Source organism: Priestia sp. P1_B12_1, assembly GCF_056406695.1.
In genome coordinates this window covers 471,830-487,584 of the sequence record NZ_JBFTZR010000003.1, presented here as the reverse complement: position 1 = coordinate 487,584, position 15,755 = coordinate 471,830, and the positions used below count along the sequence as shown (strand labels likewise).

Sequence of the window (15,755 nt, the reverse complement as noted above, 5' to 3'; positions counted from 1 at the left end):
AGACGAACACATGGGATAGAAGATCCAGTATGGATGACTTGTTACACCGCTGTTGATTTCCGTGCAAGGCTTCGCTTTGCCCTCCAATCACCAGCCAGAAGCAACTAAACACATGAAAGGTACGTTCTTCTTATCAATAAAAAAAACGCACTAATAATCGGTAATTTTGATTATTAGTGCGTTTTTTACTTCTACTAAAATACTTTTGTCTCAGCTTCTGGATTAGTAAGCAGCTAGAGTGTGATTAGTTCTCTGCATATCTCCTTCATTGAATGCTTCTTTTAAGAGCGTGTAAGATCGCTTTTTTAGTTCAAAATCTTGAATGGCAGTAAGAATAATAAATTCATCAATAGAAAATTCCTGTTTCAAAGCTTGAATCTTTTGACGAACGGTTTCTTTTGTACCGTGTATAACATTTGCTTCTTTTTCTTCAATTCGATAGCTTTCTTTGGACTGCTGACCAAATTCTTCAGCTTTTTCTTTGGAGCCTAATGTAGCGGACTTCCCATTTTGTAAGTATACTTTAAATATTTTTGTGCTGGATGCTAATGCTTTTGCTTCTTCTACGGTATCCGCTACGATGACGGAAAGGGCAATGACAAGCGAGCGGGCGCGAGATGAAACGTGCTGATTATAGACAGAAATTGCTTCTTCTAGCACTTTTTGATCACCATTAATAAATTGAGCAAATACATAAGGAAGGTTTAATGAACCCGCAAGCTCTGCGCTTGAAGCACTTGCTCCCAGTAAAAACATATCTGCTGATTTTTCCGGCCTTGGATAGGCTTTTAAACCGTAAAGAGGGTGATCTTCCGGCAGCGTATCGTTTAGGTATTGCTTAAGTTCTATCAGTTTGTCTGTTAAGGACTTAGTGGGCTGAGAGTTTTGTTGCAAGGCTTGAGTAGAATGAGGTAGTCCTCCTGGTGCTCTACCGATTCCAAGATCGATGCGATTTGGAGATAATGAGGCTAAAACATTAAAATTTTCTGCTACTTTATAAGGGCTGTAGTGCTGAAGCATAACACCGCCTGAGCCGATACGGATATGATGCGTTTTAGCGAGCAGGTGAGAAATTAACACTTCAGGTGATGATCCTACAACATGTTCAGAGTCGTGATGCTCCGCTACCCAAAAGCGGTGGTAGCCAAGTTCTTCTGCTAGCTGAGCTAATTGTATAGTATGCTGAAATGCATCTTCAGCACGCTCACCTTCATAACGGGGGCTTTGATCTAAAATACTTAATTTCACTGAAAACACTCCTTAAAGTTGATAAAAAAGGTAAGAATAATTGGGATTAATTTTAGCAAAGGATTTTCCAGATGAAAAGAGTTTTTTAAAAGAAAAATATTTTTTGAAAAATAAGTTGACTTTGCCATTTTGAGGCTATATAGTTGAATCATCAAACAGAAAAGCCGATAAAACAACTTGGATAAATGAGAATTAAGTGAGTATGTTTCAAAGACACTTCACTTCATTCTCCGGTTTTATCAAAGAAACAGTTAAAGCTGATTGGTCTACCAAAGGCTCCTGAGGAAACTCCAGGAGCCTTTTTGCTGTAAAAAGGAGGGGAAGAAAGTGAGCGATGTATATATTTTATATAACGGGAGCTCTCATAATTATCAACAAATAGCCTCAGTGAAAGATGAGCTAGAAGCTTGCTTAACCTCAAGAGGAGTGCACGCAGAAACTATTTTGTATCATGATGTACACGCTTTGAAGCAGGAAGCACAGAAAGAAGTAAAGGGATTTATTTCAAAAGTGAACCAAGCTAAAAGTATTGTCGTTCTGTTATCTGGAGTAAATGAAACATACGTACAGTCTTTTGAACGGCTAACAAAAATATTGCCAGAAGATTTATTGCATAAAAAAATACTTCTGCCAATTCTTATTGGTGAAAATGTGAATTCGTTACTAAAAGCTAAGTATGATTTAAAACTTTTAGCGTCTTTTTTAGGTAGACCTTATTGGGTCAGCAGTCTTTTTTTGCTGCATGAATACGTCTCTTTTACAGGCATCAACAATGCAAATGCCAAAAGTCGTTTAAAGGAAGCTGTGGATGAGCTGATTTATAAAGCCGATCTATCTCTTCAAACATTTATAAAATGAGGTGAAGAAAATGAGTGAATTATTTCGATTAGCAACCGTAGAAGATGCTGAAGAGCTGTTGGATTTAACGCTTCGAGCATACGAGCCGATTCGAAAGCTAGGAATTAAGTTTCCAGCCGCAACGGCAACGATTGAACTTGTCAAAGACAACATTCAAAACAGCCGCTGCTACGTACTGGAAAGTGATAAAAAAATCGTAGCTACGATTACAGCAAGAACGTATAAAGAAATAACGAACTGGCCTTTCTTATGGTGGTTTGCGGTAGATCCTTTGGTTAAAAAGAAAGGAGTAGGTTCTAAACTCTTAACATGGGTTGAAGAAACAATTATTCGGGATCAATTGGGGGAACCTGCCGTTACATTGGCTACTTCTGATCAACATCCGTGGTTGATTCCTATGTATGAAAGGAAAGGGTATGAGCGCTTTTTTGAAGTCGATCAAGGAGAAGAAGGAAAAGGCGTATTCTTAAGGAAGATCTTACACCCCGAAAGATATGAGTTAGAAAAACACAAGGAGTTACAAAAAGCTAATTAATCATTTAAAAGAAAAGAGGAAAAACCATGTCAGTAAAAATTTTATTATGGAATCGAAAAGGTTGTCATCATTGCGAGGAACTAAAAGCATATTTTCGTGAGAAAGGATATCAATATGAAAGTATCGATGTAGAAGGAAGAGATTATTTGCGGGATTTACTTGAAATTAAATACGGTATTCGCCATGTACCGGTCGTTGAAATTGGAGACGAGGGGCAGTTTAAAGGAGTAATTGAAAAAGATTATGAACAAATAGAAAAATTGATTGAAGACTATTCACCAATCGTTAAATAGCTGGAACATCTATTTTATTCATTCATTAAAACAACAAATTATTTTGAGACATAGTGAGGGACAAAACACATGAAAAAACTACAGCTGACAGCTATCTTTTTATCACTTCTTTTATTACTAGCCGCTTGCGGAACACCAAATAAAGAAACAGCGGCTAACGCAAGCAAAGACAAAGTACAAAAAATTATTGTAGGAACGGGTACGCAATTTCCGAACATTTGCTTTCTTGACAATAAAGGAAATCTAACAGGGTATGACGTAGAGCTTGTTAAAGAAATAGACAAACGTCTTCCAAACTATAAGTTCGAATTTAAGACAATGGATTTTTCTAATTTACTTTTGAGCTTAGAATCGAACAAAATTGATTTAGTAGCCCATCAGATGGAAGTGAATGAAGAGAGAAAACAAAAGTTCCTTTTTAATAAAGAGCCTTATAATATCTTTCCACTGCATGTAGTTGTAAACGAAAAAAATACGTCTATTAAATCAATTAAAGATTTGAGCGGTAAAAAGGTAATTGTAGGAGCAACGAGTAATTCTGCTAACTTAATCGATAAGTATAACAAAGAACATGGAAATAAAATTAATATCGTCTATTCAGGCCAAGGATCTGATGACACAAAAACGCAGCTGAAAACAGGGCGTGCGGATGCCACGATTAGTACGCCGTTTGCAGTTGACTTTGTCAATAAACAAGCGGACGCAGAGCAAAAAGTTGTAGGTCCTGCTATTTCAAATTCAAAAGTATATTTTATGCTTCGTAAAAATGAAACAGGTTTACAAAAAGACGTTGATAAAGCGTTAAAAGAAATAAAAGAAGACGGAACATTGACAAAATTAAGTAAAAAATGGCTGGGAGAAGATTATACAAAAGCAGCTGGAAATAACTAAAGCACTTACTGTGACCCAAGCCTTGAACTTGGGTCCTTTCGCTACCTGCAGAGGGAAACAAAGGAGAGAAAAAGATGGGAAAAGCATTTGATATAGAGCTGATTTTCACCTCTATTCCTCAATTATTATCTTATTTGCATATTACAATTTGGATTTTGATTGCTTCACTTGTGATTGGCAGTACCTTGGGATTGTTTATTGCCCTGCCTCGTATTTATAAAGTGCCGGTGTTAAGCCAAATAGCAGCAGTTTATATTTCTTTTATGAGGGGAACCCCTATTTTAATTCAATTATTTTTAGTTTTTTATGGAATACCTGCCCTTTTACAATTGATTCATATTGACGTTTCAAGAATGGCTCCGCTTGTATTTGTTATTATCACGTATTCACTGAGCACGGCGGCGTCTTTTTCTGAAATGATGCGCGGTGCCATTAATAGTGTAGATAAAGGGCAAACCGAAGCAGCTTATAGTATAGGAATGACGGGAAAACAAACGTTCACTCGAATTGTGCTGCCGCAAGCTCTCGTTGTAGCCTTTCCTAACTTTGGAAATCTTGTGATTGGGTCCTTAAAAGATACGTCTTTAGCCTTTACCATTGGTGTGATGGATATGATGGGAAGAGGAGATACCATTATCGCTGCAACGGCTCATGCAGTGGAGGTATATATCGCACTTGCCATTATTTATTATTTGGTAGCGATTATATTAGAGAAATTTTTTGTGAAATCAGAACAGAAGCTGCAAAAACATGATCAGCCTGTTCATGTATAAAACGAGCTTACTAAAAGAGGTGTAAACATGATTATTGATGTACCGTTTATATGGACAGCATTTGTAGAAATTTTAAAGGCATTACCTTTAACGCTCCTTATTACCATCGGTCCGTTACTAGGCGGGTTGCTTATTGGCATCGCTGTTGCGGCTGTGAGAATCAATTCAGTAAAAATAATAACGCCAATTGCCAACGTATACGTATCATTTTTCCGAGGAACGCCTGCTATTCTTCATATTATGGTTATTTACCTAGGGTTCCCGCTATTTATTAATAAACTATCGAGTTACTATGGATGGAGCTTCAATGCAAACAGCATTCCTATTGTCGTATTTGTATTAATCGCTTTGTCTTTTACAGCGGGAGCTTATATGTCAGAGATTATTCGCTCTGGTTTGTTAGCTGTAGAAAAAGGACAAATTGAGGCTGCGTATGCCATTGGGATGAATCGTTTTCAATCAATGAAACGAATTGTTTTTCCACAGGCGTTTGCTTTGTCTTTACCGAATTTATGTAATATCTTCATCGGCTTTTTGCATACGTCTTCTATCGCATTCATCGTATCGCAAAAAGAGCTAAACGGTGCTGCTAATATCGTAGCTTCGAACAATCTCAAGTTTTTAGAAGCCTATATTGCTGCTGCTCTTATTTATTGGATGCTGACGATGTTAATAGAAGGGATAACAGCGCTGCTTGAACGAAAATTAACGGTTTATAATCGAGGAGGGGTTGTATGATTGCATTAACAAATATCAAAAAAACATTTGGTGATAATACAGTATTGGACGGTATTGATTTAATTGTTAAAAAAGGCGACGTTGTGACCATTTTAGGACCGAGTGGTTCTGGAAAGACTACGTTTTTGCGCTGCATTAATTTCTTAGAAAAAGCAGATGAAGGAGAAGTTTCGATTGATCAATTTACGGTTCAGTGCCAAAAGCCAAACCGCAAAGACATTTTAACTCTTCGACAAAAAACAACGATGGTTTTTCAGCAGTACAATTTGTTCAAACACAAAACCGTTATTGAAAATATTATGGAGGGGCTAGTTATTGTTCAAAAGCTGCCAAAGGAAGAAGCGAAACAACGCAGTTTAGACGTCCTTGAAAAAGTTGGGCTTGCTGAAAAAGCAAATGCTTACCCAAGTCAGTTATCAGGAGGTCAACAGCAGCGAGTGGGCATTGCTAGAGCGCTTGCTTTAAACCCTGAAGTCATTTTATTTGATGAGCCAACGTCTGCTTTGGACCCTGAACTGGTGGGTGAAGTACTGTCTGTTATCCGTAAAATTGCTGAAGAAGGAATTACAATGATCATTGTTACGCACGAAATGAGTTTTGCCCGTGAAGTTTCTAATCACGTGGTATTTATGGACGGAGGAAAGATTGTCGAACAAGGTCATCCTGAAGACATATTTTTAAACCCAAAAGAAGATCGAACAAAGCAATTTTTTAAGCGTATTAACCCAACGCATTCTCCTTACTCTTATATTTATGAAAAAACAATCTAATATTTTAATTGAAAACCAACTTGACTCATAGGAATAATAAGTATATGATAAAATCATCAAATTAAACAAACCGACTAGATCACTAGAGGTTCTTTGCACAATGTGTGACATTGTGCAAAGAACCTTTTATTTTTTACTAGACTTAAGGGAAGAAGGGTGAACGTAGTGAATAGAGGAGCATTAAAAGCTAAAACAAGCAAAAAACTTATTATAAAAGGGCAGGTTGTACCTGGAAGGCAGCAAGGAAGACACTTAGGGTTTCCAACAGCTAATATAGATACTCAGCATGAGGAATTAAAAAATGGCGTGTATGGTGTCCTCGTTCATCTGCGGGGACTTGAACATATAGGAGTTATGAATGTAGGGGTTAAGCCGACATTTGGATCGGAACTATCTAAAACATTTGAGGTTCATATTCTGGATTTTAACGACGTTATTTATGGAGAGACAGTTCAATGCGACGTGATCTTTCGGGTGCGAGGAGAGAAAAAATTTCCTTCTATTGAATTTTTAAAGCATCAAATTAAAGCTGATACGCTACAAGCAAAGCAAAGATTTCAACATATGGGCTATGTATCTAGTGAACATACAGCTTCCAAGCTAGGGCAAGCGCGGTATTTAAATCTGCCTGATCTCCAGTTTTTTAATTGGTGCCACAGTCAATTCAGAGTCAATAAAGGGATTTACAATACAATTGATCAATGGTTTTATGACGAAGGAATTGAAAATATTCACCCTAGAAGAGTTCACGTTATCGCTTTTTTGCAATTTGCACAAGAAGGAAATGGAAGAAAGACAGAAAAAGAAGGAGTCCTTCGCTTTGGAGCAGGTGGTTTAACCAATCAATTACGAGAATTTATGAATGGGTATGAAAAAGGAGAATGGTAATATGACACATCAAAGACAATTAAAGCTAGGGGCTATTATTCATGGAGTTGGAGGAAATATGGGGGCGTGGAGACACCCTGAAATTTTGTCAGATGCCAGCGTTAATTTCGGTTTTTACAAGCAGCAGGCTCAAAAAGCGGAAGAAGGAAAATTTGATTTATTATTCATTGCCGATGGGTTATATATCAATGAAAAATCGCTTCCGCATTTTTTGAATCGTTTTGAACCTCTTACTATTCTATCAGCACTTGCTTCTGTCACTTCTCATATTGGTTTAGTCGGCACTCTATCGACTTCGTATAGCGAGCCGTTTACGGTGGCTAGACAATTCGCTTCACTTGATCATATTAGCAGCGGCCGAGCGGGATGGAATGTTGTCACGTCTCCATTAGAAGGATCTGCGCTTAACTATGGAAAAGAGCACCCCACTCATGACAAACGCTATAGAATAGCTGAAGAGTTTCTAGAAGTAACAAAGGGATTATGGGATTCTTGGGAAGATGATGCATTTATTCGAAATAAAGAAACCGGACAATTTTTTGAGGAGAAAAAGCTACACCGATTACATCATAAAGGCGAATTTTTCTCTGTAGAAGGTCCGTTAAACATTGGGCGCTCAGCTCAGGGGCAGCCCGTAGTGTTTCAAGCAGGATCTTCTGAAAGCGGAAAAGATTTAGCAGCAAAAACGGCTGACGCAGTGTTTACGGGACAAGACAATTTAGAAGAAGCAAAAGCTTTTTACCAAGATGTAAAATCGAGAGCCGCAGCGCAAGGACGCAATGAAAACGAACTTCTAATTTTTCCGGGAATTGGTCCTATAATTGGTAGTACAAACGAAGAAGCCGAAAGAAAATATGAAGAACTTTCTCAATTGGTGACAATTGAACATGCGCTAAACTACTTAGGACGCTTTTTCGATCATTTTGATTTTTCACAGTTTCCATTAGATGATGCATTTCCTGACTTAGGAGATATAGGAAGTAATAGTTTCCGCAGTACAACTGACAAAATTAAAGAAAACGCCAAAAAATATAAGTGGACACTGCGAGAAGCAGCGCTGCGAATTGCTACACCTAAAACACAATTTATTGGGACGCCAGAGCATATCGCTAATTTGATGGAACAGTGGTTTGAAGAAAAAGGAGCTGACGGCTTTATTATTCATTCAAGCGTTCCGCATGGCTTAGATGACTTTGTTGAACACGTTGTACCGATACTGCAAGAAAGAGGCTTGTATCGTACAGAATACGAAGGGAATACGTTAAGAAGTAACTTGCAGTTGAATGTTCCTAAAAATCGCTACACACAGGTGAAAGTTAATTGAAGTGGATTCAAAGAGACTCGAAGGAGTCTCTTTTTTAATATTTTTAATATTAAAAATATGGTAAAATTCTTTTGTAGGTTATTCGTTTCAGTTCATAAGGCCTAAAGGGTTTTGAATACCCGGAAAGGAGTCAAATGGAAAAAAGACATAAAAGTAAGAAGAAGCGTATGATCATTTCGATATCTTTATCCGTTTTTTTAGTCGGGGGAGGAGCGACAGGGTGGATATTGTACCAAAACGGAAAAATTCCTTTTTTATCACAGCAAAGTATACAGGCAAGCGCCATTAAAGTGGATCAACAAAAAGTTGATAAACTGGAAAGCAGCGATCAGCAGGCAAAAGACTTTATTGCTGAACATCATGACGTACTAAATGATTTGACGGGGTGGAGTGCCATTGAGCATCCAGACTGGCCTGCAGTACAAGAAGAAGCCACAGCCATTAACAATACGATTGGCACGATTGAAGTAAAAGATTCTGTTTTAAAGAAAGACTTTCAGCATATGGAGAAGCTCGCTGTACAGCTAGAGCAGACGAAAGATCAAGCACTGTTAAAAGAATTTCATCGTTATTTTCATGACTTAGATGTTGTGATCAATGAAGACGATGGATCAAATACATATTTTGATGTTACTAGCTATGGTAAATCAGTTGTAAAGACTTCTAAATGAGCTATAGCAAAAAGCTTTATACATAAAAGTAGTTTTGTATAACAAACGTCTTCGCTTATTCATGCATATGCTACGGATAAGGAGGAGACAGGTTATATGAAAAAAATTTATTTAGATGCAGGTCACGGAGGGGCAGATCTAGGGGCTGTCGCCAGCGGGTTATATGAAAAAGACTTAGTGTTAGCTGTTCAACAGTACATCATCTCTTTTCTTTCTACTCACTATCAAGGATTTTCTCTTTGTACAACGCGTACAACCGATGTGTTTTTGTCATTAAATGAACGGGTCAACAAAGCCAATGCGTGGGGTGCTGATGTATACTTATCTATTCATATAAATTCAGGCGGCGAAACGGGATATGAAGATTTTATTTATAGCAAAAATATAAATAACCAAACCATTGTGTTACGAAACGATATTCACGATCATGTGAAATTTGTTCTTACTAAATACAATCACTTTAACCGAGGCAGGAAATTGGCTAATCATAGTTTGTTAAGACGTTCCTATATGCCGTCTGTACTAACTGAAATCGGGTTTATTGATACAGAACATGATGCAAAGCTCTTAAAAAATCCTCAATTTCTAAAAGATATGGGGGTGGCATATGCAAAAGGGGTTGCGCAGTTTTTAAACCTGGAGTCTAAATCTACAAATCCTGTGGGAGATTCTGACGAGGAAGGTTTTCCAAAGCCTACTTTTTTATATAAACCTTTATGGATAAAAACAACCGAGGATACGGAGACGTATAAGGATGCAAATATGTCGGAGAGAACAGGTTATTTAAAAAAGAATACCTTCTTTCAAGTTTATGGTGAAACGCGTGCAGCCTGGATGATGGATGGACAACATTTTATTGGAAAAAAAGATACAATCATTGAAGGAGAAACCATCACAACTGCGGAATTAACAAAAGAGAATATGGAAACATTAAAAGTGTTTGTGACAAAAGAGAAATTAGAAACAGCTGTAACCTTTTCCAAAGAAGGAGCTGCGGTAGCCATCATTACCCTTCGCGATAAAAAAATACTGAATGTAAAAGCATTTTTAGATAGAGAAAATTGGTGGTACAAAGCTGACCGGATAACAAAATAGTGAAAAAACCTTCTTGTTTTTTGAAGCTTTCACCCTAGTAATTTTACTTATTTTTGATAGAATATAAAGAGCTGAATCGTAAAGATGCATAAAGGTGTGATGGAAATGGAAGAGCAACAAGAAGCGATTGATTTAACAAAAGTATATGTATATGAGGAGTTTCCGGATAAAGTTGCAGGCAGATGCGATAACTGTGGACATGTGAAATTTAAAAGCTTAGTAAAAGACTTTATTTTTATCCGTACATGCGCAAAGTGCGGCATGAAAAAAAGCATTTAAATCCCTACTTCTTTATAAAAAACGCTCTTTTCTGAAATGAAAAGAGCGTTTTTTCTCTATTTAACGTATAAATGATCGCTAAGCTGCTCTGAAATAGTCTCTACATCTTCTTGTACATGTTTTTGTTTTTTCATCATTTCTAATAGGATGTCTTCAAGGTTTTGTGAATGGTTTTGCTTATCTTTTGGTTTATGTAAGTACTTTGCAATTTGATGCATATTATTGCTTAGCCGGCTTAGTTCAGACTCAATTTTTCGCAGGTTAACCAATAGTTCCACACCTGCTTCTTTGCCGATTAAAGGAGGCTTAACTTTTCCATCCATAATAAATTTTCGAATGAGAGACGTTCGTTTTAAATTATAGTGTTCAATAAGTTCCTCTAATTTTTCTTTTTCTTCTTCATTCAACTTAATTGCTGGAATGCTGTGTCCTCTCATAAGGTATCTCCTTTCAAGAGCAGTTCTTGCTGCGTTCAATCATATGTAAACATTCTCTTGTCTTTAATAATAGCAACCTTTTCCATGGTTAACTATGGTGAAAAGTTACTAAAATGTCGAGCGTACAGTCTGTTAAAAAACTGGTAAATTAAGAAATTTGGTTTAGTAATAGTTGAATTATAGAAGGAATGTCATTATCTACAATATTGCTGCTTTATTAAAAAGGCAGCAAAAGGGATGAATGGACCGCTGTTGTACTCAACCATTTTTGAGAGCGCAGCTTTAAAGAAGAGGGATGATTTTTATGATTTTTTCCTCGTACCACATCTTTCCTCCTAGTAACTCTGTCGAATCTTCTAGACTATTGTCTCAAGGGAATAGAAAGAAAGAAGACGAAATGGTTGAGAACGAGGTAAAGTCATATTATGTCTTTATTGACCTCATTTACATACTTTACGGGGGAGGAATACGTTTGAAACTAAAAATAAGATTAAAACTAAATAAGATAGGGGTAGCTATGCTTACGGCTGGTGTCATATGTACAGCTTATATGCCCCTTCATACGCTGCAAAAGCCTGTAGTCGCTTTGGCTGCAGAGAATCAGTCAGATTCTTTGGAGCGAGCATTTGCACAAGCATCTAAAGAATTTGGTGTGCCAGCTTCGCTTTTAAAAGCAATTTCCTACAACAAGTCGCGCTGGGAAAATCATAACGGAGAACCCAGTGCAGCCGGGGGATACGGTCTTATGCATTTAACAGACATCCCTTCCTTAGAAGATGGAAAAGGAAACGGAGCTTCGCCTTCAAAACCAGCATATGATAAACAGCAAACGCTCACCTTAGCTGCTAAGCTGCTTAAGTCCGATAAAGAAAGATTAAAAAAAGATCCTGTGCAAAATATTCGCGGTGGCGCTGCTGTGCTGGCTTTTATTGCAAAAGACAAAAACGGAAATGTACCGTCCACTGATCAAAAATGGTATGAAGCAGTCGCAGCTTACAGTTCTTCTCAAGATAAAGAAAACGCTCAAGTATTTGCCGATGATGTATATGAAACGTTGGAAAAAGGAGCAGAGCATACAACGTCAGACGGACAGCATCTTAAAATTTCCCCTCAAAATATAGATATGTCAATTCCTCATGCTGAAAATACCAATACGAATAAAGCGGATTGTCCGGCATCTTTAAAATGTGAATACATCCCTGCTTTTTACGGGAAATTCAGCGAAAGTCCTTCAGATTATGGAAACTATGATATTGCAAATCGCCAAAAATCAGATGTTCGCTATATTGTTATTCATGATACAGAAGTAAGTTATGATGGAACGATTGATTTGTTTGCTAACCCTAATAGAGCCGCTGCAAACTATGTAATCCGTTCAAGTGATGGTCACATCGCACAGATGATCAATAACAAAGACGTAGCATGGCATGCAGGAAACTGGTATTTTAATACACACAGTATTGGAATCGAGCATGAAGGGTTTGCGCTTGAAGGATCCACGTGGTTTACGGAAGAAATGTACCGTTCTTCGGCAAGACTCGTACGCCACCTTGCCAAAGAATATAATATTCCGTTAGACCGAGCTCATATTATTGGTCATGATGAGGTGCCGGGTTTGTCTCCTAAAGCTCAATCAGGTATGCACTCAGATCCTGGGCCGTTTTGGGATTGGGGGCACTACATGGATTTAGTAGGAAGCCCAGTCGAGCGCCAGCATACAAACAAACTAGCCGTTACGATTAATCCAGTCTTTCAAAACAATCAGCCAGAAGTATCAGATGCACCAAAGCAGCCGGCCAACTTTGTGTATTTGCATCAAGCTCCCAGCAATGATTCACCGCTACTGAATGAGCCTGCAGCTTCAGGGCCTGGAACGAAACAAACGTTAGACTGGGGAAGCAAAGCTGTAACTGGCCAAACGTATGCAGTAGCTGAGACAAAAGAAGAATGGACAGCGATTTGGTACGGAGGGCAAAAAGCGTGGTTTTATAATCCCCATCATAAAAATGCAAGTAAAGGTACAGGCATATTATTAACGCCAAAACCAGGAAAAGAAAGCATTCAAGTGTACGGAGGAGCTTTCCCGGAAGCTTCAGCCTATCCTTCTAATATACCGGTTAAAGGCATGGTCCCGCTTCAGTATACAATCTCTCCGGAGCAGGTGTACGTGGGGGTAGAAAAAGTAAGGAGTGACTATTACTATGCCCCAACTTTTACAACAAACCCAAACGATCACAAAATGATTGTTGGAAAAGACGAATATTATCAAATTTATTTTAATCACCGCTATGCGTTTGTGAAAGCGTCGGATGTAGAGGTTAAAAGACAATAGAATAGAGTGTTAAAAAAAAAGGAAGAGACAGGGGGTGTTCAAACGGTAGGTCTCTTTCTTTTTTTAATAAAATGTTATAAAAAATTCAGAATTTTATTGACAGCATTTCCTTATAGTGATTTAATAAGATTATTCAACTGGTAATTACATCATTATGAGTTGTAAGTGTAAATAAAATTTATTTTTTAATTCATTTGTCTTACAATGGAGAAAAGAAATAAATTTTAGAAGAGGTGCATTGTGATAGACAATACGAATAAAATAGTGGTAGAAAAAAATAGACCTTTGCCTCTATACTTTCAGCTGAAAGAAGTACTTAAAGAAAAAATTGAAAAAGGAATTTATAAGCCGGATGAATTAATTCCTTCTGAACGAGAACTAATTGATACTTATGGGATAAGTAGAACACCTGTAAGGCAGGCTTTAAATGAACTGGTGGCTGAAGGTTTTTTGAGAAGAGAGCACGGTAGAGGAACCTTCGTTGCACCAAAGAAGATTGACCAAATGTTTTTGGAAAGTTTGAGTAGTTTTGGAGATGAAATGGAGCGTAAAGGACTTTCCTTTGACACAAAAGTGTTAAATAAAGAGATTGTTGAAAAAACGTCCACTCTTCAAGAGATTTTTGGAGATAAATATCAGTTCTTTTACCGAATTGATCGACTAAGGTATATTGAAGAAGATCCATACGTCCTTGTAACGACCTATATTCCAGCATCTCTTGCATCGGGTCTGCTTGATGAAGATTTAGAGGTTCAGTCTTTGTACAAGACGCTTGAATCAAAATATGGATTTCATATCAGTCATGCTAAGCGTGTAATAGAGGCTGTTAATGCTACGAGTGAGGACGCTGGCGCTTTAAATATTCCTTCGATGTCTGCTGTTCAAATTACAAAAACAACGGCGTTTCAAAAAGATTCTCAGCCTTTTGAGTATTCTATAGGGCGTTACCGTGGAGATTTAAACAAGTTTACAGTAGAGGTAAAATACGAAAGAATATAAGAAAGCTGAACGAGTTTTTTAACTTGTTCATTTCTCTGCGCTAACTGGTAATTACATCATTACAAGATGATAGATTTAGTCTATGAGCGATTGAAGGAGGGATGGGTATGAGTAATGGATATATTATTGCTCATGATATCGGAACAACGGGAAATAAAGCAACCTTATATAAGACTGACGGAACGTTGGTTAACAGTACGCTCCATAAATATAAAACCTTCTATCCTAAAGCTGGATGGGCTGAACAAAATCCATCAGACTGGTGGGAAGCCGTTTGTGAAACAACAAAAATTTTGCTTGAGCAAAGTGGAGTGAAACGCGAAGAAATTTCTGCTGTGAGTTTCAGCGGGCAAATGCTCGGCTGCTTGCTTGTAGATCGAGAGGGAACCCCTCTTGGTAATTCCATTATATGGGCAGATATGCGGGCGGCCGATCAGGCTCGGCGGTTTGAGAATGAAATAGGTATGAAAAATGTTTATGAAATCACAGGACATCGCATTAGCTCATCATATTCTGGAGCAAAGATTAAATGGGTCAAGGAAAATGAGCCGGAACGCTTTAAAAAAGCATATAAAATCTTACAAGCGAAAGATTACCTTGTTTATAAACTAACAGGTATATTTGCAACCGATTATTCAGATGCATGCGGAACTAACTGTTTTGATTTAATAAATAAAGTATGGTCTCGTGACATTTTAAATACATGGAAAATTGAGCCGGAGCTTTTTCCAGATTTGTATGCTTCTACTGATGTAGTAGGGTCAGTAACAGCTAAGGCAGCAGCCGAAACAAGCTTACTTCAAGGAACTCCTGTTGTAATAGGGGGAGGCGATGGAGTTTGTGCAGCTGCCGGCGTGGGCGTTATGGATGAAGGAGAAGCTTTTAATTACATTGGCTCTTCTTCATGGATTGCAACGGCATCAAACAAGCCTATTTTCGATCCTGAAATGAAAACGTATACATGGGTTCACCTTGATTCTACTAAATATTCTCCTAATGGAACAATGCAGTGCGGTGGGGGATCTATGCAATGGATTACAGAGTTACTTTATCAAAATTCCAACAAAAGCTATGAACTTATGAATAGTGAAGCCGAACAATCGCCCCCTACGTCAAAAGGGCTAATTTATTTACCTTACTTAATGGGAGAACGCTCACCGAGATGGAATCCGGATGCTAGGGGAGCTTTTGCTGGTTTGTCCATTACTCATACAAGAGGAGACATTGCCCGTTCCGTCATGGAAGGAGTGGCATATAACTTGAAAATTGTACTTGATACTTTTCAAAAAGAAGGAGCACCAATTGACCGGATGTGGGTATTAGGCGGCGGAGCAAAAAGCACTTTATGGCGTCAAATTCTAGCAGATATTTACGGGCTTGATGTGTATGTGCCTAACTATTTAGATGAAGCCACATCTATGGGGGCAGCGATGGCTGGAGCCGTTGGAGTAGGGGTAGTGGATAATTTTAAAGAGGCTAAAAAATGGGTGAAGAGAGTAGGTATTCACCATCCGCAGCCAGATATTCAAGAACAGTATCAAGAGTTTTTTTCGGTATTTAATGAAACGTATGAACAGCTAAAACCAGTTTACCAAAAGCTAAAAGTTTTTAATTGAAAATAGAG

At 37.9% G+C, this 15,755-nt stretch carries 17 protein-coding genes; 15 read left to right on the top strand and 2 right to left on the bottom strand.

What is annotated here, in order from left to right; translation table 11 throughout:
• Positions 1-222: 222 nt before the first annotated feature.
• Positions 223-1,248, bottom strand: a complete 1,026-nt coding sequence (locus tag AC1D0Y_RS13510) for an LLM class flavin-dependent oxidoreductase (RefSeq protein WP_477707696.1) — start codon at positions 1,246-1,248, stop codon at positions 223-225.
• 327 nt (positions 1,249-1,575) lie between these two features.
• Between AC1D0Y_RS13510 and AC1D0Y_RS13505 the strand changes: the two genes are divergently transcribed.
• From AC1D0Y_RS13505 to AC1D0Y_RS13450, 12 genes are all read left to right on the top strand, one after another.
• Positions 1,576-2,106 (top strand): hypothetical protein, encoded by a 531-nt coding sequence (locus AC1D0Y_RS13505; protein ID WP_028408749.1) that lies wholly within the window; start codon positions 1,576-1,578, stop codon positions 2,104-2,106.
• Between the two features lie 10 nt (positions 2,107-2,116).
• A complete protein-coding gene (locus AC1D0Y_RS13500) occupies positions 2,117-2,641 on the top strand; it encodes a GNAT family N-acetyltransferase (RefSeq protein WP_217598784.1) in 525 nt (174 codons plus the stop codon).
• 26 nt (positions 2,642-2,667) lie between these two features.
• Positions 2,668-2,934, top strand: coding sequence for a glutaredoxin family protein (locus AC1D0Y_RS13495; RefSeq protein ID WP_217598785.1), 267 nt, complete (start codon positions 2,668-2,670; stop codon positions 2,932-2,934).
• A 69-nt stretch (positions 2,935-3,003) separates the two neighbouring features.
• Positions 3,004-3,825 carry an amino acid ABC transporter substrate-binding protein gene (locus AC1D0Y_RS13490; protein WP_028408747.1) on the top strand — a complete coding sequence of 274 codons (822 nt, stop codon included), beginning with the start codon at positions 3,004-3,006 and terminating at the stop codon, positions 3,823-3,825.
• Positions 3,826-3,899: 74 nt separating this feature from the next.
• Positions 3,900-4,598, top strand: a complete 699-nt coding sequence (locus tag AC1D0Y_RS13485) for an amino acid ABC transporter permease (RefSeq protein ID WP_028408746.1) — start codon at positions 3,900-3,902, stop codon at positions 4,596-4,598.
• 27 nt (positions 4,599-4,625) lie between these two features.
• Entirely contained in the window at positions 4,626-5,336 is a 711-nt protein-coding gene (locus AC1D0Y_RS13480) for an amino acid ABC transporter permease (RefSeq protein ID WP_028408745.1), read from the top strand.
• Positions 5,333-6,106 carry an amino acid ABC transporter ATP-binding protein gene (locus AC1D0Y_RS13475; protein WP_025752086.1) on the top strand — a complete coding sequence of 258 codons (774 nt, stop codon included), beginning with the start codon at positions 5,333-5,335 and terminating at the stop codon, positions 6,104-6,106. The genes AC1D0Y_RS13480 and AC1D0Y_RS13475 overlap by 4 nt, the downstream gene beginning before the upstream one ends.
• Before the next feature lie 165 nt (positions 6,107-6,271).
• Entirely contained in the window at positions 6,272-6,994 is a 723-nt protein-coding gene (locus AC1D0Y_RS13470) for a riboflavin kinase (RefSeq protein WP_034275907.1), read from the top strand.
• 1 nt (position 6,995) lies between these two features.
• Positions 6,996-8,318, top strand: a complete 1,323-nt coding sequence (locus AC1D0Y_RS13465; RefSeq protein ID WP_098249864.1) for an LLM class flavin-dependent oxidoreductase — start codon at positions 6,996-6,998, stop codon at positions 8,316-8,318.
• Between the two features lie 134 nt (positions 8,319-8,452).
• The gene (locus AC1D0Y_RS13460) at positions 8,453-8,989 is read left to right on the top strand and encodes a hypothetical protein (RefSeq protein WP_217598786.1); all 537 of its coding nucleotides are present in this window, start codon (positions 8,453-8,455) and stop codon (positions 8,987-8,989) included.
• A gap of 96 nt (positions 8,990-9,085) precedes the next feature.
• A complete protein-coding gene (locus AC1D0Y_RS13455) occupies positions 9,086-10,084 on the top strand; it encodes an N-acetylmuramoyl-L-alanine amidase family protein (RefSeq protein WP_217598787.1) in 999 nt (332 codons plus the stop codon).
• Between the two features lie 99 nt (positions 10,085-10,183).
• Positions 10,184-10,363, top strand: coding sequence for a DUF8096 family protein (locus AC1D0Y_RS13450; RefSeq protein ID WP_025752091.1), 180 nt, complete (start codon positions 10,184-10,186; stop codon positions 10,361-10,363).
• 56 nt (positions 10,364-10,419) lie between these two features.
• On the opposite strand, the gene AC1D0Y_RS13445 is transcribed toward AC1D0Y_RS13450, so the two are convergent.
• Positions 10,420-10,800, bottom strand: a complete 381-nt coding sequence (locus AC1D0Y_RS13445; RefSeq protein ID WP_028408740.1) for a plasmid mobilization protein — start codon at positions 10,798-10,800, stop codon at positions 10,420-10,422.
• Between the two features lie 472 nt (positions 10,801-11,272).
• On the opposite strand from AC1D0Y_RS13445, the gene AC1D0Y_RS13440 reads away from it, so the two are divergent.
• From AC1D0Y_RS13440 to xylB, 3 genes are all read left to right on the top strand, one after another.
• A complete protein-coding gene (locus tag AC1D0Y_RS13440; RefSeq protein WP_477707695.1) occupies positions 11,273-13,132 on the top strand; it encodes an N-acetylmuramoyl-L-alanine amidase in 1,860 nt (619 codons plus the stop codon).
• Positions 13,133-13,372: 240 nt separating this feature from the next.
• A complete protein-coding gene (locus tag AC1D0Y_RS13435; protein ID WP_060747374.1) occupies positions 13,373-14,131 on the top strand; it encodes a GntR family transcriptional regulator in 759 nt (252 codons plus the stop codon).
• A 107-nt stretch (positions 14,132-14,238) separates the two neighbouring features.
• Positions 14,239-15,747 carry a xylulokinase gene (xylB, locus tag AC1D0Y_RS13430; RefSeq protein ID WP_342839524.1) on the top strand — a complete coding sequence of 503 codons (1,509 nt, stop codon included), beginning with the start codon at positions 14,239-14,241 and terminating at the stop codon, positions 15,745-15,747.
• Positions 15,748-15,755 lie beyond the last annotated feature (8 nt).